At 71.5% G+C, this 22,654-nt stretch carries 24 protein-coding genes; 11 read left to right on the top strand and 13 right to left on the bottom strand.

The features are described from left to right. Positions 1-20 precede the first annotated feature (20 nt). Positions 21-695: a GPP34 family phosphoprotein gene (locus tag ACH4UK_RS05565; protein ID WP_398354672.1), complete on the bottom strand. Its 675-nt coding sequence runs from the start codon at positions 693-695 to the stop codon at positions 21-23. Positions 696-887: 192 nt separating this feature from the next. On the opposite strand from ACH4UK_RS05565, the gene ACH4UK_RS05570 reads away from it, so the two are divergent. Then, on the top strand, positions 888-1,886 hold the full coding sequence (locus ACH4UK_RS05570) for an alpha/beta hydrolase (RefSeq protein WP_398354673.1): 999 nt from the start codon (positions 888-890) through the stop codon (positions 1,884-1,886). Here ACH4UK_RS05570 and ACH4UK_RS05575 read toward each other — a convergent pair. The 3 genes from ACH4UK_RS05575 to ACH4UK_RS05585 all read right to left on the bottom strand — a co-directional run bounded on the left by ACH4UK_RS05575 (position 1,873) and on the right by ACH4UK_RS05585 (position 3,482). Next, a complete protein-coding gene (locus ACH4UK_RS05575) occupies positions 1,873-2,457 on the bottom strand; it encodes a GNAT family N-acetyltransferase (RefSeq protein WP_398354674.1) in 585 nt (194 codons plus the stop codon). The two genes, ACH4UK_RS05570 and ACH4UK_RS05575, sit on opposite strands and share 14 nt — an antisense overlap. 73 nt (positions 2,458-2,530) lie before the next feature. After that, positions 2,531-3,103 (bottom strand): YciI family protein, encoded by a 573-nt coding sequence (locus ACH4UK_RS05580; RefSeq protein WP_398354675.1) that lies wholly within the window; start codon positions 3,101-3,103, stop codon positions 2,531-2,533. A gap of 31 nt (positions 3,104-3,134) precedes the next feature. Beyond that, entirely contained in the window at positions 3,135-3,482 is a 348-nt protein-coding gene (locus tag ACH4UK_RS05585; RefSeq protein WP_398354676.1) for a hypothetical protein, read from the bottom strand. A gap of 133 nt (positions 3,483-3,615) precedes the next feature. On the opposite strand from ACH4UK_RS05585, the gene ACH4UK_RS05590 reads away from it, so the two are divergent. Together ACH4UK_RS05590 and ACH4UK_RS05595 are read left to right on the top strand one after the other, a co-directional pair. After that, positions 3,616-4,413, top strand: a complete 798-nt coding sequence (locus tag ACH4UK_RS05590; RefSeq protein ID WP_375895144.1) for a Scr1 family TA system antitoxin-like transcriptional regulator — start codon at positions 3,616-3,618, stop codon at positions 4,411-4,413. After that, on the top strand, positions 4,370-4,615 hold the full coding sequence (locus ACH4UK_RS05595; protein WP_398354677.1) for a DUF397 domain-containing protein: 246 nt from the start codon (positions 4,370-4,372) through the stop codon (positions 4,613-4,615). The genes ACH4UK_RS05590 and ACH4UK_RS05595 overlap by 44 nt, the downstream gene beginning before the upstream one ends. 45 nt (positions 4,616-4,660) lie before the next feature. Here ACH4UK_RS05595 and ACH4UK_RS05600 read toward each other — a convergent pair whose 3' ends face one another. The 4 genes from ACH4UK_RS05600 to ACH4UK_RS05615 all read right to left on the bottom strand — a co-directional run bounded on the left by ACH4UK_RS05600 (position 4,661) and on the right by ACH4UK_RS05615 (position 8,457). After that, complete coding sequence (locus ACH4UK_RS05600) at positions 4,661-7,048, bottom strand: ATP-binding cassette domain-containing protein (RefSeq protein WP_398354678.1); 2,388 nt, start codon at positions 7,046-7,048, stop codon at positions 4,661-4,663. A gap of 184 nt (positions 7,049-7,232) precedes the next feature. Continuing rightward, positions 7,233-7,649, bottom strand: coding sequence for a VOC family protein (locus tag ACH4UK_RS05605; protein ID WP_398354679.1), 417 nt, complete (start codon positions 7,647-7,649; stop codon positions 7,233-7,235). Positions 7,650-7,659: 10 nt separating this feature from the next. Next, positions 7,660-8,079, bottom strand: coding sequence for a helix-turn-helix transcriptional regulator (locus ACH4UK_RS05610; RefSeq protein ID WP_398354680.1), 420 nt, complete (start codon positions 8,077-8,079; stop codon positions 7,660-7,662). A 36-nt stretch (positions 8,080-8,115) separates the two neighbouring features. Beyond that, the gene (locus tag ACH4UK_RS05615) at positions 8,116-8,457 is read right to left on the bottom strand and encodes a DUF5713 family protein (RefSeq protein WP_398354681.1); all 342 of its coding nucleotides are present in this window, start codon (positions 8,455-8,457) and stop codon (positions 8,116-8,118) included. Between the two features lie 230 nt (positions 8,458-8,687). Here ACH4UK_RS05615 and ACH4UK_RS05620 point away from each other — a divergent pair, with 230 nt between their 5' ends. From ACH4UK_RS05620 to ACH4UK_RS05630, 3 genes are all read left to right on the top strand, one after another. Next, a complete protein-coding gene (locus ACH4UK_RS05620) occupies positions 8,688-9,845 on the top strand; it encodes an acyl-CoA dehydrogenase family protein (RefSeq protein WP_398354682.1) in 1,158 nt (385 codons plus the stop codon). Between the two features lie 17 nt (positions 9,846-9,862). Next, a complete protein-coding gene (locus ACH4UK_RS05625) occupies positions 9,863-10,747 on the top strand; it encodes an acyl-CoA thioesterase (RefSeq protein WP_398354683.1) in 885 nt (294 codons plus the stop codon). Positions 10,748-10,883: 136 nt separating this feature from the next. Beyond that, the gene (locus ACH4UK_RS05630) at positions 10,884-11,852 is read left to right on the top strand and encodes a cation diffusion facilitator family transporter (RefSeq protein ID WP_398354684.1); all 969 of its coding nucleotides are present in this window, start codon (positions 10,884-10,886) and stop codon (positions 11,850-11,852) included. Between the two features lie 182 nt (positions 11,853-12,034). Here the strand turns inward: ACH4UK_RS05630 and ACH4UK_RS05635 are convergent, their stop codons facing one another. The 3 genes from ACH4UK_RS05635 to ACH4UK_RS05645 form a co-directional block, all read right to left on the bottom strand. Then, a complete protein-coding gene (locus tag ACH4UK_RS05635; protein ID WP_398354685.1) occupies positions 12,035-12,469 on the bottom strand; it encodes a YdeI/OmpD-associated family protein in 435 nt (144 codons plus the stop codon). Between the two features lie 67 nt (positions 12,470-12,536). Beyond that, positions 12,537-13,367, bottom strand: coding sequence for a phosphatase (locus ACH4UK_RS05640; RefSeq protein ID WP_398354686.1), 831 nt, complete (start codon positions 13,365-13,367; stop codon positions 12,537-12,539). 211 nt (positions 13,368-13,578) lie between these two features. Beyond that, positions 13,579-14,148 (bottom strand): TetR/AcrR family transcriptional regulator, encoded by a 570-nt coding sequence (locus ACH4UK_RS05645; RefSeq protein WP_398354687.1) that lies wholly within the window; start codon positions 14,146-14,148, stop codon positions 13,579-13,581. A gap of 100 nt (positions 14,149-14,248) precedes the next feature. Between ACH4UK_RS05645 and ACH4UK_RS05650 the strand changes: the two genes are divergently transcribed. Beyond that, complete coding sequence (locus ACH4UK_RS05650; protein ID WP_398354688.1) at positions 14,249-15,157, top strand: NmrA family NAD(P)-binding protein; 909 nt, start codon at positions 14,249-14,251, stop codon at positions 15,155-15,157. 58 nt (positions 15,158-15,215) lie between these two features. On the opposite strand, the gene ACH4UK_RS05655 is transcribed toward ACH4UK_RS05650, so the two are convergent. Further along, entirely contained in the window at positions 15,216-15,881 is a 666-nt protein-coding gene (locus ACH4UK_RS05655; RefSeq protein WP_398354689.1) for a GPP34 family phosphoprotein, read from the bottom strand. A gap of 243 nt (positions 15,882-16,124) precedes the next feature. Next, positions 16,125-16,745: a TetR/AcrR family transcriptional regulator gene (locus tag ACH4UK_RS05660; protein ID WP_398354690.1), complete on the bottom strand. Its 621-nt coding sequence runs from the start codon at positions 16,743-16,745 to the stop codon at positions 16,125-16,127. Between the two features lie 120 nt (positions 16,746-16,865). Here ACH4UK_RS05660 and ACH4UK_RS05665 point away from each other — a divergent pair, with 120 nt between their 5' ends. Genes ACH4UK_RS05665 through ACH4UK_RS05680 form a run of 4 tightly spaced genes read left to right on the top strand, consistent with a single transcriptional unit; the run spans position 16,866 to position 22,614 of the window. After that, a complete protein-coding gene (locus tag ACH4UK_RS05665) occupies positions 16,866-18,488 on the top strand; it encodes a carboxyl transferase domain-containing protein (RefSeq protein WP_398354691.1) in 1,623 nt (540 codons plus the stop codon). A 7-nt stretch (positions 18,489-18,495) separates the two neighbouring features. After that, entirely contained in the window at positions 18,496-20,439 is a 1,944-nt protein-coding gene (locus ACH4UK_RS05670) for an acetyl/propionyl/methylcrotonyl-CoA carboxylase subunit alpha (protein WP_398354692.1), read from the top strand. Then, positions 20,436-21,389, top strand: coding sequence for a hydroxymethylglutaryl-CoA lyase (locus ACH4UK_RS05675; protein WP_398354693.1), 954 nt, complete (start codon positions 20,436-20,438; stop codon positions 21,387-21,389). The genes ACH4UK_RS05670 and ACH4UK_RS05675 overlap by 4 nt, the downstream gene beginning before the upstream one ends. 58 nt (positions 21,390-21,447) lie before the next feature. Further along, positions 21,448-22,614 carry an acyl-CoA dehydrogenase family protein gene (locus ACH4UK_RS05680; RefSeq protein WP_398354694.1) on the top strand — a complete coding sequence of 389 codons (1,167 nt, stop codon included), beginning with the start codon at positions 21,448-21,450 and terminating at the stop codon, positions 22,612-22,614. Positions 22,615-22,654 lie beyond the last annotated feature (40 nt).

Genomic DNA, 22,654 nt, shown 5'->3' on the forward strand with positions numbered 1-22,654 from the left:
GGCCCCGGACCACGGCCGCGCTAGCTGGTGACCGCGACGACCGTGCCCGCCGAGATCGCCGCCACCGTCCGCAGCACGGCCGCGTTCACCGCTTCCGCGCCCCAGCTGCTCTGCTCCAGCTCCTTCGCCCGCTTGTAGACCTTGCCGGACCACGGAATGGAGCGGTGCAGGGTCGGCAGCGTGCCGCTCGCGGAGAGCAGTCCCGTCAGCGCCGCCGTACGGTCGTCGGGCTCTTCGCCGTCGATCAGGACGGCCCGGACCCGCTCCATGACCTCCTTCTTGCGCCCGGTGTCCGCCGCCGTCGTCGACGTCGTACGGAACAGACCCAGCGTCTTCTTGGTCTCCTGCCGCAGCATGCCCCGCTCGACGAGCCGGTCCAGGACCGTCTCGCGCATCCCCGTGCCGATCTCGATGAGCAGGGTCTGGACGCCGCGCACGCGCTCGCCGACCTTCGCGTGGGCGGCCCGGAGCAGCGGATCCGACGGCGTGCGGCCGGCGACGGCGTGCACCTTCACGCCGTTCAGTCCCGTGTCGTTCTCATCGACCCTGATCCGACCGCCCAGGCCCAGTTCGACGAGGACCGCGCCGCCCAGCGTGTAGTACAGCGTGCCCGCCCCCGCGATGGCCCCCGACTTGTCGTCCATCATCAACAGCGTCAGGTCTTCGACGATGAGCATCTCGTTCTCGTGGCGCATGGTCCGTTTCCAACCGTCGAGTTCGGCAACGCGGGCTTTCGTTCACGCTAGGCCCGGAGGGGCGCGGAGCAGTGTGCGTCCTGTCACCACTGTTCATGACAGACGTCATATCCGGTCCGGAAGCAAGGCCGACCGGCCCGGTCGCAGCGCCGATAACATCCAGGTGAGACCCGAATGGATGAGGAGCAACGCGTGCGATTCGCCCTGGATGCACTGTTCGTCGACGTGCCCGCCGAGCAGGTCGCCGCCGCCCGCGCCTTCTACGGGGCGAGGGCGGCGGGCCGTGGGCCCGGCTCGTTCGAGGAGCTGCAGGAAGCACGAGCCAAGAAGCCCGCTCCTCGCGCCGCCGTTCCGCCCGCCGTCGAAGAGACGGTCGAGGCCGCCGGAGTGCGCGTCCCCGTCCGGATCTTCCTGCCCGCCGGCGGTCCGCCGCGGGGCGTCTACCTGGGTATCCACGGCGGCGGCTTCTACATGGGCTCCGCGGCACAGGGCGACGAACGCCACCGCGCGCTCGCGGATGCCCTCCAGGTCGCCGTCGTCGGCGTCGACTACCGGCTGGCGCCCGAGCACCCGTGGCCGGCCGCTCCCGACGACTGCGAAGCGGCGGCGCTCTGGCTCGTCGAAGAGGCCGAGGCCCGTTTCGGCACCTCGCGGCTCGCGATCGGCGGCAGTTCGGCCGGCGCCACCCTCGCTCTGGCGACGCTGCTGCGGCTACGGGACCGGGGCGTCGCCGACCGGTTCGCCGGGGCCGCGCTCCGCTTCGGCACCTACGACCTGAGCGCACAGACTCCGGGCGGCCGCCGCATCGCGGACGAATACTTCATCCAGGCCTACGCCGGCCACGTGCCGGACCGCACTCTTCCCGACATCTCCCCTCTCTACGCCGACCTCAGCGGACTTCCCCCGGCGCTGTTGGTCGTCGGCAGCGAGGACGTGCTGCTGGAGGACAACCTGGCGCTCGCCGGACGGTTGTCGGCGGCCGGCAACGACGTCGAACTCCGCGTCTACCCCGAGTCGCCCCACGGCTTCACCGGCCACCCCACGGCCCTGGCCGCCACGGCTCTCGACGGCATCGCCTCCTGGCTGCGCGACCGGATCGGCCACCCTGAGCATGTAGGGCGTCGGCGTAGTGGCCAGGGTCGAAGTGCGGCAGGAATCCTAAGGATCCGCGCCCGGGTCAGTCGCCCCTGACCCGGGCGTGCAGATGCATGTCGTGCCGGCCGTCGTCATGCACGGCCGCACCGCGCCTGGTGCCTTCCAGGCGGTAGCCGGCCTTGGTGGCGACCCGGCACGAGGCGTGGTTACGCGTCGAGTGGTCCAACTCCAGGCGGTGGAAGCCGATGTCCTCCAGAGCCCACGCACTGAGCACCGCGAGCGTGCGCGAGGCCACCCCCGCGCCACGAGCGTCCGGGAGCACCCAGTACGCGACGTTCGCGACGCCGTCGTCGAAGTCCAGGCCGCGCAACGCCATCCGGCCGAGCACCTCGCCACCCTCGCGGGCAACCGCCCAGTGGCCCCCCTTCTCGCGCTCCCAGTCCTGGCGGTACGTGTCGAACCAGTCCCCGACCTGGGCCTCGGTCGAGGGACGGTGCGTGTGCCAGCGGCGGGTCTCGTCGTCCTGGTAGGCGGAGAGGAACGCCGCCGCGTCGGCCGGTTCCCAGGGGCGCAGCAACAGGCCCCCGGTTGCCGGGAGCACGGGTTGCGGGGCATCGGCGAGGCAGCCCGAGGGCATTGTGGGCGGCGTCGAGAGTGCGCGGTTCATGCCGTCGTCACGTCCGTTCAGCCGGGTCTGTTCAGTTACGTCCGTTCAGTTACACCCGTTCAGCCACGTCTGTTCAGTTACGTCCGCCGCGCTGCCAGTGCTGTGCCGTGAGGGGTGCGGGCCGGCCGGCGGCGAGCCGGTCCGCGAACGGCTGGACCAGGCCCTGCGCCTCGTCCGGGAGCGCCCGTACGGCCGCGACCACTCCCGTCATGCCGGTCCCCTCGTCGTCGACCAGAACGGCCACGAAGACCAGTCGGCCGTCCGACTCCGCGCCGGGCAGCCCGTGCTGTTCGACGTCGCCCGAGGCGCGGGCCCGCAGGGGCCACCGAGCGGTGACGAGTGTGTGGGGAACGTCCACCGCCGGTTCGCGGCACAGCAGCACCTCCGCCGCGACTGCCGTGTAGTCCCGGTAGAGGCCGGCCTTCCAGAACGGCTCCTCCGTCGCGAACCGCTCGGCGTCGGCACGGTCGGCGAGGTCGACGACGTGGACGCTCCCCGTGTGCTCCTCCCCGTCGTCGGACAGGGTGGGCCCGCGAAGGATCAACCGGCTGTCGAACCGGTCCATGTAGGACCAGTGCTCCTCACACAGCTCCGCCAACTGGTCGGCGACGTCCGGCTGATCCTGAGCATGAACGTAGAACGGCATGCCGAGACCGTACCGGAGCCCGGCTCGCGCCTCAGGGCCGCAGTCGCACCAGCCCCGGACCCGACGGGTGGCCGGGCTCGAAGGCGTCCGGGATCCCCAGCCGCAGGCCCCGGCTCCGGGCGACCCGGTGGACGTCCCGCAGGGAGTGCGCCAGAGCGGCCGCGACGTGGCGGAGCTGGACGGCTGTGGACCCGTCGTCCTCGACCATGTCGTCGGCGTGGTCGAGGAGTTCGTACGCCATGCCGAGCTGCATGGCCTCGACCCGGTCCGCCGTACGCGAGACCTGCCCGTCACCGTCGCCGGCCACGTAACAGGGCCTGCCTTCCGTTCCGGCCCAGGGAAGCAGGCGTGCGGTGCTGGGGGGCTGCTGTTCGTTCATGGGGGCGTCAACTCCGTGTGCGGTGGGGGTGAATCCTTCGCTGCGTAGCGATCCACTCACAGCGTGCGATGGGCGCGGCTAAGCTCGCCAGGGGGTACGGGGTGACATCGCGCTCGTCGCACGGGAGTTGGCTGTGAGTAATACCTATGGCACATGGTTGAAGGCTCAGCGGGAGGCGGCCGGGCTGACGCAGCAGCAACTCGCGGACATGGCGATCATGACGCGGTCGCATATCTCGCACATCGAGGCGGGGCGTCGCATGCCGAGCGAGGAGGACGCCCTGCGGCTGGACAGGGCGCTGGGTACAGGGGATGTACTGACCACTTTCCGGCCCCAGGCAGATGACCGTTCCGTCGCGGAACGATTCAAGGCTGCTCGGAAGCTTGAGGAACAGGCGACGTTCATCCGCGAGTTCGCCATCGCCTATTTTCCTGGAATCCTCCAGACGCGCCGGTACGCGGATGCGGTGCTGGGCACAGCGTTTCCGCCGTACAGCGATGAGGAACGTGACAAGGCCGTCGTCTCACGACTGGAGCGGGCCAAAGTCCTGGAGCGCCCCACGTCGCCCGTAGTCTGGGCGGTGCTGGACGAAGCTGTCCTCCGGCGCGTGGCGGGGAGTGCGGACATCATGGCGGAACAGATCATGCACGTGGTGCGTCTGGCCGAGCGTGGCCGAATCCGCGCCCATGTGCTGCCTCTGGGCGGTCCCATCTGCAATCTGCACCAGAGCATGGTGACGCTGATGCACTTCGAGGATCAGCCACCGGTGGCGTACTCCGAAGGCACGCAGGTGGCCAAGGTGCACGATGCACCGCACTTGGTCGAGCGGATCGAGGCCACCTACGCTCTGGCCATGAGCGACGCGCTGTCCCTCCCCGAGTCACTGAATGTGCTCAGGGCAGCGGCGAAGGAGTACGGATACCGTGAGTGAAGACACCAACCCGCTCACCGCCTGGCGGAAGTCGTCGTACAGCGGCCCTGACAAAGACAGCTGCCTCGAAGTCCAGGACCACCACCCCACCGCCGTCCCCGTCCGCGACTCCAAGGTCCCCGGCGGGCCCGCGCTGATCGTCCCCGCCGCCGGGTGGACCTCCTTCGTGGACGCGGTCAAGAGCGGGGCGCTCTCCGCCTGACCCGGAGAGCAGGCGGAGAGGGCCCAGCAGCCGGGAAGGCCGGTCTCACTCCCCCACGTACTCCGCCAGGTGCTCGCCTGTCAGCGTCGAACGGTCGGCCACCAGGTCGGCCGGGGTGCCCTCGAAGACGATCTGGCCGCCGTCGTGGCCCGCGCCGGGGCCGAGGTCGATGATCCAGTCGGCGTGGGCCATGACCGCCTGGTGGTGCTCGATGACGATCACCGACTTTCCGGAGTCGACGAGCCGGTCGAGCAGGCCGAGAAGCTGCTCCACGTCCGCGAGGTGCAGGCCGGTGGTCGGCTCGTCGAGGACGTAGATTCCGCCCTTGTCGCCCATGTGCGTGGCCAGCTTGAGGCGTTGGCGTTCGCCGCCGGACAGTGTGGTGAGCGGCTGGCCGAGGCTCAGGTAGCCGAGGCCGACGTCCGCGAGGCGGTCGAGGATCTTGTGGGCGGCCGGGAGGGCCGCCTCGCCGGAGCCGAAGAACTCCTCCGCCTCGGAGACCGACATCGCGAGGACCTCGCTGATGTCGCGGCCGCCGAGGTGGTAGTCCAGCACCGAGGCCTGGAACCGCTTGCCCTCGCAGTCCTCGCAGGGGCTGGAGACGCTGGCCATCATGCCGAGGTCGGTGAAGATGACGCCCGCGCCGTTGCAGGTGGGGCAGGCGCCCTCGGAGTTGGCGCTGAACAGGGCGGGCTTCACGCCGTTGGCCTTGGCGAAGGCCTTGCGGATGGGTTCGAGAAGGCCGGTGTACGTCGCCGGGTTGCTGCGGCGCGAGCCGCGGATGGGGCTCTGGTCGATCGAGATCACGCCCTCGCCCGCCGGGATCGAGCCGTGGACGAGCGAGCTCTTTCCGGAGCCGGCGACGCCGGTGATGACGGTGAGCACGCCGAGCGGGATGTCGACGTCGACGTCGCGGAGGTTGTGCGACGTCGCGCCGCGGATCTCCAGCGCGTGGTCGGACGTGCGCACCTCGGCCTTGAGGACGGCCCGGTCGTCCAGGTGGCGGCCGGTGACGGTGTCGGAGGCGCGGAGTCCTTCCAGGGTGCCCTCGAAACAGACGGTGCCGCCCGCCGTACCGGCCCCGGGGCCGAGGTCGACCACGTGGTCGGCGATGGCGATGGCCTCGGGCTTGTGCTCCACGACGAGCACGGTGTTGCCCTTGTCGCGGAGGCGCAGCAGCAGGTCGTTCATGCGCTGGATGTCGTGCGGGTGGAGGCCGATGGTGGGCTCGTCGAAGACGTAGGTGACGTCGGTGAGCGAGGAGCCGAGGTGCCGGATCATCTTGACGCGCTGGGCCTCGCCGCCGGACAGGGTGCCGGAGGGGCGGTCGAGGGCGAGGTAGCCGAGGCCGATCTCCACGAAGGAGTCGAGGGTCTGCTGGAGGGCTTCGAGGAGCGGGGCGACCGAGGGTTCGTCCAGGCCGCGGACCCATTCCGCGAGGTCCCGGATCTCCATCGCGCAGGCGTCGGCGATCGAGATCTTGTTGACCTTCGAGGAGCGGGCGCCCTCGGTGAGCCGGGTCCCCTCGCACTCGGGGCAGGTGGCGAAGGTGACCGCGCGGTCGACGAACTCCCTGATGTGGGGTTGCATCGACTCGCGGTCCTTGGACAGGAACGACTTCTGGATCTTGGGGATCAGCCCCTCGAAGGTGAGGGTGGAGCCCTCGACCTTGACCTTGGTCGGCTCCCGGTAGAGGAAGTCCTGCATTTCCTTCTTGGTGAACTTGGCGATCGGCTTGTTCGGGTCGAGGAAGCCCGAGTCCGCGTAGATCCGCACGGTCCACCAACTGTCCGACTTCCAGCCGGGGATGGTGAACGCGCCCTCGGCGATCGACTTGGAGTCGTCGTAGAGCTGGGTGAGGTCGATGTCGGAGACCGAGCCGCGGCCCTCGCAGCGGGGGCACATGCCGCCGGTGCGGCTGAAGGTCGCCTTGACCGTCTTCTTGTTGCCGCTCTCCACGGTGATGGCGCCGCTCGCCGTCACCGAGGGGACGTTGAAGGCGAACGCGCCGGGCGGGCCGATGTGCGGCTTGCCGAGCCGGCTGAAGAGGATGCGGAGCATGGCGTTGGCGTCGGTGGCGGTGCCGACCGTGGAGCGGGGGTCGCTGCCCATCCGCTGCTGGTCGACGATGATCGCGGTCGTCAGCCCGTCGAGTACGTCGACGTCGGGCCGCGCCTGGGTGGGCATGAAGCCCTGGACGAAGGCGCTGTACGTCTCGTTGATCAGCCGTTGGGACTCCGCGGCGATGGTGCTGAACACCAACGAGCTCTTGCCCGAGCCGGAGACGCCGGTGAACACCGTCAGCCGGCGCTTCGGGAGCTCGATGCTGACGTCCTTGAGGTTGTTCTCCCGCGCTCCGTGCACGCGGATCAGGTCGTGGCTGTCGGCAGTGTGCGGCGCGGGCGGCTGCGGGGTCTTCGTTCTCGGAGCCATGCTCGTCGTCTCTCCATTACTGGTGCGCGGAGCCTGCTGATGCGGGGCCCTGTCTGTACGGCTGGTACGGGCCCTGCTGGTGCGCGGAGCCTACTGGTGTGCGCGGGCCGCCGGGGGCCCGATGTTGCGCGGGGCCGGGGCCCGGTGGGGCCCCGGCCGCTCGGGGAACAGGTCGTGACGGGGGCTACTTCTTGCCGGCCTGGGTGATGCGCAGCATGTTGCCGGAGGGGTCGCGGAAGGCGCAGTCGCGGACGCCGTACGGCTGGTCGATCGGCTCCTGGAGCACCTCGCCGCCGGCGGCACGGACCTTCTCGAAGGCGGCGTCCACGTCCTCGGCGGAGAGGATGACCCCGCGCAGCATGCCCTTGGCGAGCAGCTCGGCCATGGTCCGACGGTCGGCGGCCGGGGCGTTCGGGTCCGCGAGCGGGGGTTCGAGGACGATCTCCACGTCCGGCTGGGCGGGGGACCCGACGGTCACCCAGCGCATGCCTTCGAATCCGACGTCGTTGCGCACCTCCATTCCCAGGGCGTCGCGGTAGAAGGCGAGCGCCTTGTCGTGGTCGTCGACGGCGATGAAGCACTGCGAGAGGTTGATGTCCATGCGTTTCACGCTACGGGCGGGGGGTGGGATTCGCTTCTCCATTCCTGACCGGTCGCGTGAGCATCTTGGCGACGCACGCGGGGATGGTCTCGCCGGCCGCGTGGGGGCGGGCCCGGTAGGCGCTCGGGCTCTCACCGACCAGCTCCGTGAAGCGGGAGCTGAACGACCCCAGCGACGTACAGCCGACGGCGAAGCAGACGTCGGTGACCGACAGGTCCCCCCGGCGCAGCAACGCCTTGGCCCGCTCGATGCGGCGGGTCATGAGATAGCTGTACGGGGTCTCGCCGAAGGCGGCGCGGAAGCTGCGGGAGAAGTGGCCGGGCGACATCAGGGCGGCGCGCGCCAGCGAGGGGACGTCGAGCGGTTCGGCGTACTCGCGGTCCATGCGGTCGCGGGCCCGACGCAGCCGGGCCAGGTCCTCCAGCCTCACTCCCTCACCCTCCCACGGCCGCCGGGGCCCGGCTCGTCACCACTCGCGCTCGGCGATCAGCTTCTCCGGGTCCGCGTCCGGGAAGCCGTAGGCCGTCGCGATGGTCCAGAAGGCCTCGCCTATCTCCTCGCGGGCGACCGTCTCGATCTCGCTGCCCGCCGCCTCGAACTCCGGCTCCAGATCGTTGAAGGCCTCGGTCGCCACCGCGGTCAGCGCGTACAGAGCGGTGAGGTCCTCGGGTCCCTCTGCCTCGATCCGCTCGCACAGGGCGCGCAGGACCGCCGTGCCCTTGTCCAGGACCTGGTCCGGGAAATATGCGTCCTCGTACAGCAGAGCCAGGAACACGTGCCCCGCCAGCTGCTCGTTCGTGATCGTCATGGTGATCCCCCAACACTCCGCCACTCCGCGAGTCCGCGGCCGTTGATTCCGATCCTCCACCACACCACTGACAATCGGCCCCGCCCGCTTCTCCTGCCCGCCGGTCCACGCCGGCCGCCGCGTGCCGAGCATCACCCTGGACAGCGAACACAACCGGCGGGTAACTTCGAAGGGAGTCTGAGCAAGCGCTTAGATATCAAGGAATCGACTGCCGACCCAGGAGGCATCCCGTGCGCCGTACGGTATTCAACGAGGACCACGAGGCGTTCCGGGAGACCATCCGCGCCTTCATCGCGGCCGAGGTCGTGCCGGTCTACGACGAGTGGTTCGCCACCGGCCAGGTGCCGCGCGAGTTCTACCTCAAACTCGGTGAGCTGGGCGTCTTCGGCATCGAGGTCGACGAGGAGTACGGCGGCGCGGGCATCGACTCGCACAAGTACGAGGCCGTCATCTACGAGGAGACCGCGCGCGCGGGCGTCTCCTTCGGCGGCTCGGGGGTGCACACGCTGCTCGGCCTGCCCTACATCAAGATGCTCGCCACCGACGACCAGAAGAAGCGCTGGCTGCCGAAGTTCGCCACCGGTGAGGAGATGTGGGCGCTCGCGATGACCGAGCCCGGCACCGGCTCCGACGTCGCGGGCATGAAGACCACCGCCAAGCTCTCCGAGGACGGCACGCACTACGTCCTCAACGGCGCGAAGACCTTCATCACCGGCGGTGTGCACGCCGACCGTGTGATCGTCTGCGCCCGGACCGCCGCCCCGCGCGAGGACGACCGCCGCTTCGGCATCTCCCTCTTCACCGTCGACACCAAGTCCGCGGGCTACTCGGTCGGCCGCAAGCTCGACAAGCTGGGCCTGAAGACCTCCGACACCGCCGAGCTGGCCTTCGTCGACGTCAAGGTCCCGGCCGAGGACCTCCTCGGCGAGGAGAACAAGGGCTTCGGCTACCTCGGCACCAACCTGGCCTCCGAGCGCTGGGGCATCGCCTTCGGCGCGTACGCCCAGGCCGCGGCCGCCGTCCGCTTCGCCAAGGAGTACGTGCGGGAGCGCACGGTGTTCGGCAAGTCGGTCGCCTCGTTCCAGAACACCAAGTTCGAGCTGGCCGCCTGCCAGGCCGAGGTCGACGCGGCCCAGGCCGTCGCCGACCGCGCGCTGGAGGCCCTGGACGCCGGTGAGCTCACGGGAGCAGAGGCCGCCTCCGCGAAGCTGTTCTGCACCGAGGTCGCGCACCGCGTCATCGACCGCTGCCTCCAGCTGCACGGCGGCTACGGCTTCATGAACGAGTACCCGATCGCCCGCCTGTACGCGGACAACCGGGTCAACCGCATCTACGGCGGCACCAGCGAGGTCATGAAGTCGATCATCGCCAAGTCCATGGGCCTGTAAGGGGTTACGTTCCCTCCATGAACGAGAGTCCCGATCCCCTGCTCGATCTGCTCCACCTGCTCGACCTGGAGCAGATCGAGCGGGACATCTTCCGGGGCGTGAGCCGCAGCGCGCTCGTGCCCCGGGTGTTCGGCGGTCAGGTGGCCGCCCAGGCGCTCGTCGCCGCGGGCCGCACCGTCCCCACCGACCGGGCCGCCCACTCCCTCCACTCGTACTTCCTGCGGGCCGGCGACCCGGGCGCGCCCATCGTCTACAGCGTCGACCGGATCCGCGACGGGCGGTCCTTCACCACCCGCCGCGTCGTCGCCGTCCAGCACGGGCAGCCGATCTTCCACCTCTCCGCGTCCTTCCAGACGTACGAGGAGGGGATGGAGCACCAGGCGCCCATGCCCGCCGCCCCGGCCCCGGAGACCCTGCCGACGGCCGCCGAGATGCTGCCCCGGTACGCGGACCGCTTCAGCGATCCCGGGGTCGTGGACCGGCTGATCGAGGCGCGGGCGGCGGTGGACCTGCGGTACGCGGACGCGCCGCCGTTCGGCACGGTGGGCGAGGTGCGCGAACCGCGTTCCCAGGTGTGGTTCCGGACGAACGGCAAGCTCGCCGACGACCCGCTGCTGCACGTCTGCATGGCGACCTACGTCTCCGACATGACCCTGCTCGACTCGGTGCTGCTCGCCCACGGGCGGGGCGGCTGGGCCGTCGGGGACGTGGTCGGGGCGAGCCTGGACCACGCGATGTGGTTCCACCGGCCGTTCCGGGCGGACGAGTGGCTGCTGTACGACCAGGAGTCGCCCTCGGCCTCCGGCGGACGCGGACTGGGCCAGGCCCGTATCTACACCGCCGAGGGAAAGCTGGCGATCACCGTCATCCAGGAAGGCGTCGTCCGCGTCCCCCGGGAATGACGCCCCCGGAAAGACGCCTCGCGGATGACGCCCCCGGAGATCATGCCCGCAGATGACGCTCCCTGAATGACGCCTCGGGGATGACGCCCTGGGGATGAGCGGCATCTGACGGAGCAATTCCGACATACTCCCCACCATGAGCGACGCGAGAGCCGACGGCCGAGCCGATGGCGGGGAGTCCACCTTCACGGTGATCGTGGCGGCCGTCGCCAACCTCGGCATCGCCGTGGCGAAGGCCGTCGCCGGGCTGATCAGCGGCTCCAGCGCGATGCTCTCCGAGGCGGCCCACTCGGTCGCGGACACCGTCACCGAGGTCATGCTCCTGACCGCCCTCAAGCGCAGCGAGAAGCCGGCCGACGAGGAGCACCCCCTCGGATACGGCCCCGAGCGCTACATCTGGGCGATGCTCGCCTCCGTCGCCACCTTCGTCGGCGGCGCGGTCTTCTCCCTCTACGACGGGGTGCACACGCTGGTCGCGGGCGAGGAACTGGGCGATCCGCTCGTCTCCTACCTCGTCCTCGGCGTCGCGTTCCTGCTCGAGGGCTACTCGCTGCGCACCGGAGTCAAACAGGTGCGGCGCGAGGCGTCGCGGCTGCGGGTGCCGGACGCGTACTACCTGCGCCACACCCCCGACACGGCCGTGAAGGCCGTCGTGATGGAGGACTCGGCGGCCCTGGTCGGCCTGCTGCTCGCGGCGGGCGGTCTGCTGGGCGGACAGCTCTCCGGCTCGGGCGTCTGGGACGGGATCGCCTCCGTCCTGATCGGGCTCCTGCTCGTCTACGTGGCGTGGGTGCTGGGCCGGTCCAACGCGCAACTGCTCATCGGGCGGCCCCTGCCCGCCGCGATGCGGGCCGGGGTGCGCGAGGAGCTGCTGTCGGTGCCGCACATCGTGGACGTACTGGAGCTGACCACGCTGATCCAGGGGCCGACCGAGATCCTGATCGCCGCGAAGATCGACTTCCGGGACATGGCCACCGCCGCGGAGGTCGAGTGGGCGTGCGAGGAGGCGGAGGCTCAGTTGCGGGAGAGGTTCCCGTCGATCCAGCGGGTGTATCTGGACCCGACGCCGGGGCAGGCGCAGCGGGTGCGCCACAGCGGCCCCTGAGATCCCGGCGGCCCTGCCGGCCCGTGCACCGGTGACGCCCGACACCGGGGGTGACTGATACCGGTGAGGCCTGACGCCGATGGCGCTGATGCCGCTGATGCCGCTGATGCCGCTGATGCCGCTGCGACTGAAGCCGGTTATGCCCGACGCCGTTGCGGCTGAAGCCGGTTATGCCCGACGCCTCACGGCGTCAGCTCCGCCACCGTCTTCGCGATCCGCCGCTCCCGCGTGGCCTGCGCCTTCGCGCCCTCGACCGACGTGACGTGCGCCTTCTGACGGCTGGGCGACAGGGCGCGGAACGCCTCCGCCGCCCCCGGTGCGGCGGCCAGCGCCGCCGCCAGGTCCTCAGGCGGCTCCACCGTGCGGGGCGCGGTGTCGAGGGTCAGCCGCACCTCGATGGCGTCCCCGCCGCCGATACCCGTCTCCTTGCGCTTGTCGGCGCTGAACGGGATGAGGTACGTGCCGCCCATCGGGGCGATCGTCGAGCGGTAGGAATACCCGTTCACCGTGACGTTCACCGGCGGGCGCTTGCCCGCGCCGAGGGCCTCGACCACGTCCTCCGGCACCTCGATACCGGTGTTGTTCCCGCTCTGGAACATCGTCGTGCTGAATTTCATGGCCCTCGCCCTTCGTCGCTGTCAGGGAAGACGGCCGCCGGGTCGAAAACTCATCGCATCGGGCCCGCTACGCGGCCGATTCCTCGGAGACCGGCTCCGCCGACTCCTCGGGCTCAGCCTCCAGCAGCCCCGCCGCGTGCAGCAGGTAGTCCGTCATCGGGTCGTAGAAGCGCGGGTCGGTGACGTGGTCGTCCAGCGGGACCGTGACCTGGAGGGTGCCCTCCGCCTCCCCGAGGAAGAGGGCCGGGTCGTTGCAGTCCGCGTAACCGATCGCGTCCAGCCCCCACTGTCCCGCGCAGCCCGCCCAGCCGTGGTCGGCGACGACCAGGTCGGGCAGCGGGCGGCCCAGGTGGGTCATGGCGTCCAGGATGGCGGCCATCGGGGCCGGGGAGTGGGTGTGCCAGAGGGTCGCCCCGCGTTCCAGCACGGCGACGTCGGCGAACTGGAAGACCATGCCCTCGTCCGCCATCAGCCCGGACGGGATGCGGACGATCTCGCAGCCGGCCCGGCGCAGCGCGTCCGCCGTCTGCCGGTGCACGTCCAGCAGGCCGCCGGGGTGCCCGGTGGCGAACAGGACCCGCTCGCGGGCGTCGGCGGCCTTGCGCAGCCGGGCCGCCATCCGCTCCAGGGCGTCGACCGTCAGCTCGGGGTCGATGGTGTCCTGGCCCTGCCGGTGCGCCGGGTCGTCGTCGACGCCGCAGCGCTCGGCCATCACCGCGAGCACGTCCTGCTCGTCGGTCCACCGGTCTCCCAGCTCCAGGCCCAGCCAGTAGTGGCGGTCACCGTTGGCGAGCTTGCGGTAGTGGGAGAGGTTGTTGTCGCGTGGCGTGGCGACGTCCCCCGCGATACGCGTACGGACGAGGTGGTCGACGAGGGCGGCGCGGCTGGGTATCGGCATGGCCCCATTGTGCCGTCCGGTGCGCGGGGCGTGCCCGGTGTCTTGACGGACGGACGGCCGGGGATCCGGCCCTGCCGTCCGTCAGGCGTCGGTCAGGCGTCGGTCGGGCATCGGTCGGGCGTCCGTCCGGCGTCGGTCCGGCACGCCTTCCGGGGCGGTCCTCCCGGGCGTGACCTGGTCCTTCCCATCGGGCGACGGCCGGGCCGCCCGGTCAGCGGCTCGGGCTGAGGCCCTCGACGGTGAGGGTGAAGAGCCGGTCGGCCTGGACCGACGGTTCGGCGTGGTGCTCGGTGGCCAGGGCGATGCCGACGGCGAGGGTGATCAGATCGTGGAAGGTGACGCCCGGCCTGACCGTCCCGTCGCGCAGGGCCCGGTGGAGCAGCGGGGTGGCCGCGCCCTCGAGCACCGCGCCGCACGAGTGCGGCGCGGTGTCGGCGGGGGCGTCGGTGGGGGGCTCGTAGGTCAGGGCGTCCGCGAGGCCGCGGGCGGAGACGGCGTACTCGACGAGGTCGTGCAGCCAGTCCAGCAGGGCGGCGCGGCTGTCGTCGGTCCGGCTCAGCTGGTCCGCGCGCCGGCAGAGGGCCTGGATGCGCTCCTGGAAGACGGCTTCGAGCAGGGCCTGGCGGGTGGGGAAGTGGCGGCGCACGGTGGCGGAGCCGACGCCCGCCGTGCGGGCGACCTGTTCGAGGGAGGCGGCAGCACCGTGCCGGGCGACCTCCGCCTCGGCCACGGCCAGGATGCGGCTGTAGTTGCGGCGGGCGTCGGAGCGCTGACCGGTCACGTTCTCTCCTTGCTAAGTGGTGGGCCCCGCCATATCGTAGCCGGAGGCGAAACGGCGGGCCCCGCCGTTTCTTGTTCCCGAACGGCGAGGAGACACCGCCATGGCATCACGTACCGCCCCCGTCCTGGTCACCGGCGCCACCGGACGCCAGGGCGGGGCCGCCGCCCGAGCCCTGCTGGCCGCCGGCGTGCCGGTCCGCGCGCTGGTGCGCGACCCGCTGACGCGGCCCGCCGCGGACGTCGAGGCGCTGGGCGCCCGGCTGGTGACCGGAGACCTGTCCGACCGGTCCTCGCTGGACGCGGCCTGCGCGGGGGTCCGCGCGGTGTTCTCCGTACAGATGCCGCCGATGACCGAGAGCAGCGTCGACTTCGCGGGAGAGCTGGCGCAGGCCTCCCACCTGATCGAGGCGGCGCGGGACGCGGGCGTGCACCAGTTCGTCCAGTCCTCGACCAGCGGGGTCGGGCGGCACACGGAGACGCCGGGCTGGGCGGAAGGCCGCTGGGCGGCGATGGAGCCCTACTTCGACACCAAGCAGGCGATCCTGGAGAAGGTGCGCGGGACCGGTTTCGCCCGCTGGGCCGTGGTCAAGCCCGCGTTCTTCATGACGAACCTGCCCCAGCTCGCGCCCCATGGGCCCGAGGGCGGCCTGGCGACGGTCATCCGGCCGGACACGACCCTGGCGCTGGTGGCGTGCGAGGACATCGGCGCGGCCGTCGCCCACGCCGTCCAGGAGCCCGACCGCTTCCACGAGGTGGAACTGGAGCTCGCGGGCGACCTGCTCACCATGGAACAGGTCGCCGGGACGCTGTCCACGGTGTGGGGCGTACCGGTGAAGGCTCCGTCGATGGACCTCGACGAGGCGCTCGCGGCGGGCATGCCGGCCTGGGGCGCGGGACACCTGTGGAGCAACGCCATCACCCAGCCGGCCCGCCCCGCGCTGGCCCGGGAACTCGGGATTCCGGTGACCTCGTTCGCCACCTGGGCGCACCGGCACCTGACGGCGGCCTGACAGCGGCCAGCCGGCCACCGGAGGGCGGCCGGCCGCGTGCTCCGGCCGGCCCGCCCGCCTACGAGACCACGGTGAGGACCGTCACCACGGTCACGGCGGAGATCGCCGCCTGGAGGTTGCGGATCGCCTCCCGCACACTCACACCCGCCCAGTGCCCGTCGGCGATCTCCGCCATGCGCGGGGCCACCTGCTTCTTCGGCAGGCCGGGGAACGTCTGCGGGTGCATGCCCGTGGCGTGCACCAGGGCGACGAGCGCCGTGGTGCGGGGGTCCGGCTCCGCCCCGTGCAGCACCACGGCCGCCAGCCGGTCGCGCAGCTCCCGTTCGACGGTTCCGTCGGCCTCCGGGTAGCGGCGCACCGGGAAGACGCCGAGGGCCCGGTGCTTCTCCTCGGTCACCAGACCGCGGGCGACGAGGCTCGCGACGACGTCCTGTGAGCCCTTGGCGTGGTCCCGGGTCAGCCAGTCGGCCACCTTGCGGCTACTGGAGGTCCCGTGGACCCAGCGCGTCAGCCGGTCGAGCCGTCCGTCCAGGAGGGCGTCGCCGGTCGGGGTCGGGTCGAAGACCTCGACGCGGCCGCCCCGCACCGTGGCACGGCCCGCCATGACCAGCTCCAGGAGCATGCCTGCGGCCACGCCCCAGCGGGCCGCAGTCTCCCCCTTCGCCGCGCCGGTCGCGTCGTCCAACGACAGCAGCATGATCTCTTCGCCCAGCGAGACGGCCATGATGCGGCTCCCCCGAGTTCTCTCGTCGTGAACGGACCGTCGTGACGTGCACGGGCCGTCGCGAACAGACCGTCGTGACGTGCACGGGCCGTCGCGAACAGACCGTCGTGACGCGAACGGGCCGTCGCGAACAGACCGTCGTGACGCGAACGGACCGTCGTGAACGGACAGACGCCAGAACCCCGGCCGAGGTTGCCCGGACCCCCTCGGAACCCGAAGCCGCCCGGAGGAAGAACCCGCTGCTCAGGAGGGATCAGCGGCGGCGGCGAAGGCGCCCCGGGCCAGCCGGTGCAGCAGGGCCGCGGTCGCCGCGCGGCCGGGCAGGGCCTCGGGGCGGGCCAGGTGCGGGGTGGAGTTCAGCAGGCCGAAGACGGCGTGCACGGTGACGCGGGCCTGGTTCTCGGCCAGCGAGGGGTAGAGGGCGCGGACTACCCCGACCCAGACCTCGACGTACTCGCGCTGGAGCCGGCGCACCCGCTTGCGATCCGTGTCGCGCAGCCGGTCCAGCTCGCGGTCGTGGAGGGTGATCAGGGGGCGGTCGTCGAGGGCGAAGTCGATATGGCCCTCGATGAGCGCGTCCAGGAGGGCCTCCGGGGAGCCGTCGCCCCGGTCGGCGTCCTCGGTGACCCGCATGCGGCCGCCGTCCAGCAGTCGTTCGCTGATGCCCACCAGCAGCTCGGCGAGCATGGCGTCCTTGCCGGGGAAGTGGCGGTAGAGGCCGGGGCCGCTGATCCCGACGGCGGCGCCTATCTCGTCGACGCCGACACCGTGGAAGCCCCGCTCGGCGAAGAGGCGGGCGGCCTCCCGGAGAATCTGCTCGCGGCGGGTGGGAGCCGCGACGCGGGCGGCGGCATGGGTGCTCATGAGGATTCATTCTAGACAGGGTCGTTAGCGCTCGTTAACCTGAAGGAAAGGCGTTAACGCTCATTAACAGCATGTCAACGCCATTTCACTACTGCGGTACGGGCAAGGGGGCTCGACACGATGCAGCAGGCACCGGTCCTGGCGAGCGCGGCCGATCCCGCCTCGGAGGCCTGGCAGGCCAACGAGGCGGCGCATCACGCGCTCTCCGACGAGCTGGCGGGACGCCTCGCCAGGGCACGGCTGGGCGGGGGTGAGAAGGCACGGGCCCGCCACGAGGCGCGCGGCAAGCTGCTCCCCCGGGACCGGGTGGACACCCTTCTCGACCCGGGTTCGCCGTTCCTGGAGTTGGCCCCGCTGGCCGCCGAGGGGCTGTACGGGGGCTCCGCCCCGGCTGCCGGGGTGATCGCCGGGATCGGGCGGGTCAGCGGCCGGGAGTGCGTGATCGTCGCCAATGACGCGACCGTCAAGGGCGGCACGTACTACCCGATGACCGTGAAGAAGCACCTGCGCGCCCAGGAAGTGGCCCTGGAGAACCGCCTCCCCTGCCTGTACCTGGTCGACTCGGGCGGCGCGTTCCTGCCGATGCAGGACGAGGTCTTCCCCGACCGGGACCACTTCGGGCGGATCTTCTACAACCAGGCCCGGATGTCGGGGGCCGGCATCCCGCAGATCGCGGCGGTGCTGGGCTCCTGCACGGCGGGCGGGGCCTACGTCCCGGCGATGAGCGACGAGGCCGTCATCGTCCGCAACCAGGGCACGATCTTCCTCGGCGGCCCGCCGCTGGTGAAGGCCGCCACCGGCGAGGTCGTCACGGCGGAGGAGCTGGGCGGCGGCGAGGTCCACTCCCGTACGTCGGGGGTCACCGACCATCTCGCGGAGGACGACGCGCACGCGCTGCGGATCGTCCGCAACATCGTCGCGACCCTCCCGGACCGCGCCCCGCTCCCCTGGTCGGTCGAGCCGGCCGAGGAGCCGAAGGTGGACCCGGCCGGTCTGTACGGCGCGGTCCCGGTGGACTCCCGCACCCCGTACGACGTACGTGAGGTGATCGCCCGAGTGGTGGACGGCTCGCGGTTCCAGGAGTTCAAGGCGGAGTACGGCACGACGCTGATCACCGGTTTCGCCCGGATCCACGGCCATCCGGTCGGGATCGTCGCGAACAACGGGATCCTGTTCTCCGAGTCGGCCCAGAAGGGCGCGCACTTCATCGAGCTGTGCGACCAGCGCGGCATCCCGCTCGTCTTCCTCCAGAACATCTCCGGCTTCATGGTCGGCCGGGACTACGAGGCGGGCGGCATCGCCAAGCACGGCGCGAAGATGGTCACGGCCGTGGCCTGCACCCGGGTGCCGAAGCTGACGGTCGTCGTCGGCGGTTCGTACGGCGCGGGCAACTACTCGATGTGCGGCCGGGCCTACAGCCCCCGCTTCCTGTGGATGTGGCCGAACGCCAAGATCTCGGTGATGGGCGGCGAACAGGCCGCATCGGTCCTCGCGACGGTCAAGCGCGACCAGCTCGGCGACGACTGGAGCGCCGAGGACGAGGAGACGTTCAAGGCCCCGATCCGCGCCCAGTACGAGACCCAGGGCAACGCGTACTACGCCACCGCCCGGCTCTGGGACGACGGTGTGATCGACCCCGTGGACACCCGGCAGGTGCTGGGCCTCGCCCTGACCGCCTGCGCCAATGCCCCGCTGCCCCAGAAGGACCCGGCCGGGCCCGGCTTCGGCGTCTTCCGGATGTGAGGAACAGATGACGATGTTCGACACCGTTCTGGTCGCCAATCGCGGCGAGATCGCGGTCCGGGTGATCCGGACCCTGCGGGAGCAGGGGGTGCGCTCGGTCGCGGTCTTCAGCGACGCGGACGCGGACGCCCGGCATGTACGGGAGGCGGACACGGCGGTACGGATCGGCCCGCCGCCGGCCGCCGAGAGCTACCTGTCGGTTCCGGCGCTCCTGGAGGCGGCCCGCCGCACGGGCGCGCAGGCCGTGCACCCCGGTTACGGCTTCCTCGCGGAGAACGCGGAGTTCGCCGCCGCCTGTGCGGACGCGGGCCTGGTCTTCATCGGCCCGCCCGCCTCCGCGATCTCCCTCATGGGCGACAAGATCCGGGCCAAGGAGACGGTCGCGGCGGCCGGGGTCCCGGTCGTCCCCGGCTCGTCGGGGAGCGGCCTGACCGACACCCAACTGGAGGCGGCCGCACGGGAGATCGGCATGCCGGTGCTGCTGAAGCCCTCGGCGGGCGGCGGTGGCAAGGGCATGCGCCTGGTCCGCGACGCGGCGGTGCTGCCGGAGGAGATCGCGGCGGCGAGGCGTGAGGCACGGGCTTCGTTCGGCGACGACACCCTCCTCGTCGAGCGGTGGATCGACCGCCCCCGCCATATCGAGATCCAGGTGCTGGCCGACACCCACGGCAACGTGATCCACCTCGGCGAGCGCGAGTGCTCGCTCCAGCGCCGCCACCAGAAGATCATCGAGGAGGCCCCCTCGCTCCTGCTGGACGAGGAGACCCGGGCGGCGATGGGCGAGGCGGCCGTGCAGGCGGCACGCTCCTGCGGGTATGCCGGCGCGGGGACGGTGGAGTTCATCGTCCCGGGCGACGACCCGGCCTCGTACTACTTCATGGAGATGAACACCCGTCTCCAGGTCGAGCACCCGGTCACCGAGCTGATCACCGGCCTGGACCTGGTGGAATGGCAGTTGCGAGTGGCGTCGGGCGAGCGACTCCCCTACGCACAGCGGGACATCGTGCTGAACGGCTGGGCGATCGAGGCCCGCGTCTGCGCCGAGGACCCGTCCCGCGGCTTCCTGCCCTCGGGGGGTACGGTGCTGGCGCTGCGCGAGCCGCAGGGCGGCGGGGTGCGGACGGACTCGGGGCTCAGCGAGGGCGTGCCGGTGGGCAGCCTGTACGACCCGATGCTGTCGAAGGTCATCGCGTACGGCCCCGACCGCGCGACCGCCATCCGCAAGTTGCGGGCGGCCCTCGCGGACACGGTGATCCTGGGCGTCCCGACCAATGCGGGATTCCTGCGCCGGCTGCTGGCCCACCCGGACGTGGTCGCCGGCAACCTGGACACGGGGCTGGTGGAGCGCGAGGCGGAGAGCCTGGTGCCGGACGGGGTCCCGGACGAGGTGTACGCGGCGGCGGCCGCGGTCCGCCGGGACGCGCTGGCGCCCCGGCCGGACGCGGGCGGCTGGACGGACCCGTTCTCGGTGCCGAACGGCTGGCGCACGGGCGGCACTCCGGCGCCGCTGCTGTTCCCGCTGCGGGTGGCGGGCGCGGACCCGGTGACGTACGGGGCTCCGGCCGGCGCCGTGGTGGGACCCGACCGGGTGACGGTCGAACTCGACGGCACGGTGGTCCACTTCCACCGCTCCGGCGAGTGGCTCGGCCGGGACGGCGACACCTGGCACGTCCAGGACCACGACCCGGTGGAGGCGTCCCTGAGCGGGGCGGGCCGGAGCGGGGCGGACACCCTGGCGGCCCCGATGCCGGGCACGGTCACGGTGGTGAAGGTGGCCGTCGGGGACGAGGTCGAGGCGGGCCAGAGCCTGCTCGTGGTGGAGGCGATGAAGATGGAGCACGTGATCTCCGCCCCGCACGCGGGGACCGTGACCGAGCTGGACGTCACGGCGGGCGCGACGGTGGCGATGGACCAGATCCTGGCCGTCGTCACCCCCGGGGAGGACGCATGACCACGCGGGCGCTCCCGATGAAGGTCCCGATGCCCGGTCTCCCCGCCCGGGTCCGGATCCACGAGGTGGGGGCGCGGGACGGCCTCCAGAACGAGAAGGGGATCGTCCCGACGGAGGTCAAGGCGGAGTTCATCCGCCGGCTGGCGGTGGCCGGCCTGACCACCATCGAGGCGACGAGCTTCGTGCACCCGAAGTGGGTGCCCCAACTGGCCGACGCGGAGAAGCTGTTCCCGCTCCTCGGCGAGGTGGCGGACGTCGGTGACGTATCCCTGCCGGTCCTCGTGCCGAACGAACAGGGCCTGAACCGGGCCCTGGCGCTCGGGGCCCGGTCGATCGCGGTGTTCGGCTCGGCGACGGAGACGTTCTCCGCTCGCAACCTGAACCGGTCCGTGGACGAGTCGCTGGCCATGTTCGCGCCGGTGGTGGCCCGCGCCAAGGCGGACAGGGTGCAGGTGCGCGGGTATCTGTCGATGTGCTTCGGCGACCCGTGGGAAGGCGCGGTGCCCCTCGCCCAGGTGGTGCGGGTCGCGAAGGCCCTGATGGACCTGGGCTGCGACGAGCTGTCGCTCGGCGACACGATCGGGGTGGCGACGCCCGGCCATGTGGCGGCGCTGCTGACCGCGCTGAACGAGGCGGGCGTCCCCACGGAGGCGATCGGCGTGCACTTCCACGACACGTACGGCCAGGCCCTCTCCAACACCCTGGCGGCGCTCCAGCACGGGGTGAGCACGGTCGACGCCTCGGCGGGCGGCCTCGGCGGCTGCCCGTACGCGAAGAGCGCCACGGGCAACCTCGCCACCGAGGACCTCGTGTGGATGCTCGACGGCCTGGACATCGAAACGGGCGTCGACCTCGCCGAACTGACCGCCACCAGCGTCTGGCTGGCCGGACACCTGGGCCGGCCGAGTCCATCCCGCACGGTCCGCGCCCTCGGGGGCGCCCGGCCCTGATCCGCCGGACACCCCCAGCCCCTCCCTCTCCCCCTCCCACAAGGAGTGACGATTCACGATGTCCCTGGACCACCGGCTGACCGCCGAGCACGAGGAACTGCGCCGCACCGTCGAGGCGTTCGCGCACGACGTGGTCGCGCCGAAGATCGGCGACCTCTACGAGCGCCATGAATTCCCGTACGAGATCGTGCGCGAGATGGGTCGGATGGGCCTGTTCGGGCTGCCGTTCCCGGAGGAGTACGGCGGCATGGGCGGCGACTACCTCGCGCTCGGGATCGCCCTGGAGGAGCTGGCCCGGGTCGACTCGTCGGTGGCGATCACCCTGGAGGCCGGGGTCTCGCTGGGTGCGATGCCGCTGCACCTGTTCGGCACCGAGGAGCAGAAGCGGCAGTGGCTGCCGAAGCTCTGCGCGGGCGAGGCGCTCGGCGCGTTCGGCCTGACGGAGCCGGACGGCGGCTCGGACGCGGGCGGCACCCGGACGACGGCGGTGCTGGACGAGGCGACGAACGAGTGGGTGATCAACGGATCGAAGTGCTTCATCACCAACTCCGGCACGGACATCACCGAGTTGGTCACGGTGACCGCGGTGACCGGCCGCAAGCCGGACGGCCGCCCGCTGATCTCCGCGATCATCGTCCCCTCGGGCACCCCCGGCTTCACGGTCGCCGCACCGTATTCCAAGGTCGGCTGGAACGCGTCGGACACCCGGGAGCTGTCCTTCTCCGACGTCCGCGTCCCGGCGGCGAACCTCCTGGGCGAACAGGGCCGCGGCTACGCACAGTTCCTGCGGATCCTGGACGAGGGCCGGGTGGCGATCTCGGCCCTGGCCACGGGCCTGGCGCAGGGCTGCGTCGACGAGTCGGTGAAGTACGCGGCCGAGCGCCACGCGTTCGGCAAGCCGATCGGCGCGAACCAGGCGATCCAGTTCAAGATCGCCGACATGGAGATGCGCGCCCACATGGCCCGCGTGGGCTGGCGCGACGCGGCCTCGCGGCTGGTGGCCGGCGAACCGTTCAAGAAGGAGGCGGCGATCGCGAAGCTGTACTCCTCGACGGTCGCGGTGGACAACGCCCGGGAGGCGACGCAGATCCACGGCGGCTACGGGTTCATGAACGAGTACCCGGTGGCGCGGATGTGGCGCGACTCGAAGATCCTGGAGATCGGCGAGGGAACGTCGGAGGTCCAGCGGATGCTGATCGCACGGGAGTTGGGGCTGCCGGGCTGAGTCGCCCCGGGGCGACGATCAGGGGCCGGGGGCGCCGCCG

Origin of the sequence: Streptomyces sp. NPDC020884 (genome assembly GCF_044333935.1) — a bacterium.
Taxonomy (GTDB): Bacteria; Actinomycetota; Actinomycetes; order Streptomycetales; family Streptomycetaceae; genus Streptomyces.

Bases quoted from the DNA above. Each gene is read 5' to 3' on its own strand.
- ACH4UK_RS05625 (WP_398354683.1), top strand. From the start codon at position 9,863: ATGAACGAGAGTCCCGATCCCCTGCTCGATCTGCTCCACCTGCTCGAC.
- ACH4UK_RS05565 (WP_398354672.1), bottom strand. From the start codon at position 695: ATGCGCCACGAGAACGAGATGCTCATCGTCGAAGACCTGACGCTGTTG.
- ACH4UK_RS05670 (WP_398354692.1), top strand. From the start codon at position 18,496: ATGACGATGTTCGACACCGTTCTGGTCGCCAATCGCGGCGAGATCGCG.
- ACH4UK_RS05650 (WP_398354688.1), top strand. From the start codon at position 14,249: ATGGCATCACGTACCGCCCCCGTCCTGGTCACCGGCGCCACCGGACGC.
- ACH4UK_RS05600 (WP_398354678.1), bottom strand. From the start codon at position 7,048: ATGGCTCCGAGAACGAAGACCCCGCAGCCGCCCGCGCCGCACACTGCC.
- ACH4UK_RS05585 (WP_398354676.1), bottom strand. From the start codon at position 3,482: ATGAACGAACAGCAGCCCCCCAGCACCGCACGCCTGCTTCCCTGGGCC.
- ACH4UK_RS05580 (WP_398354675.1), bottom strand. From the start codon at position 3,103: ATGCCGTTCTACGTTCATGCTCAGGATCAGCCGGACGTCGCCGACCAG.
- ACH4UK_RS05675 (WP_398354693.1), top strand. From the start codon at position 20,436: ATGACCACGCGGGCGCTCCCGATGAAGGTCCCGATGCCCGGTCTCCCC.
- ACH4UK_RS05635 (WP_398354685.1), bottom strand. From the start codon at position 12,469: ATGAAATTCAGCACGACGATGTTCCAGAGCGGGAACAACACCGGTATC.
- ACH4UK_RS05630 (WP_398354684.1), top strand. From the start codon at position 10,884: ATGAGCGACGCGAGAGCCGACGGCCGAGCCGATGGCGGGGAGTCCACC.
- ACH4UK_RS05640 (WP_398354686.1), bottom strand. From the start codon at position 13,367: ATGCCGATACCCAGCCGCGCCGCCCTCGTCGACCACCTCGTCCGTACG.
- ACH4UK_RS05665 (WP_398354691.1), top strand. From the start codon at position 16,866: ATGCAGCAGGCACCGGTCCTGGCGAGCGCGGCCGATCCCGCCTCGGAG.
- ACH4UK_RS05595 (WP_398354677.1), top strand. From the start codon at position 4,370: ATGTGCTCAGGGCAGCGGCGAAGGAGTACGGATACCGTGAGTGAAGAC.
- ACH4UK_RS05605 (WP_398354679.1), bottom strand. From the start codon at position 7,649: ATGGACATCAACCTCTCGCAGTGCTTCATCGCCGTCGACGACCACGAC.
- ACH4UK_RS05660 (WP_398354690.1), bottom strand. From the start codon at position 16,745: ATGAGCACCCATGCCGCCGCCCGCGTCGCGGCTCCCACCCGCCGCGAG.
- ACH4UK_RS05575 (WP_398354674.1), bottom strand. From the start codon at position 2,457: ATGAACCGCGCACTCTCGACGCCGCCCACAATGCCCTCGGGCTGCCTC.
- ACH4UK_RS05615 (WP_398354681.1), bottom strand. From the start codon at position 8,457: ATGACGATCACGAACGAGCAGCTGGCGGGGCACGTGTTCCTGGCTCTG.
- ACH4UK_RS05655 (WP_398354689.1), bottom strand. From the start codon at position 15,881: ATGGCCGTCTCGCTGGGCGAAGAGATCATGCTGCTGTCGTTGGACGAC.
- ACH4UK_RS05680 (WP_398354694.1), top strand. From the start codon at position 21,448: ATGTCCCTGGACCACCGGCTGACCGCCGAGCACGAGGAACTGCGCCGC.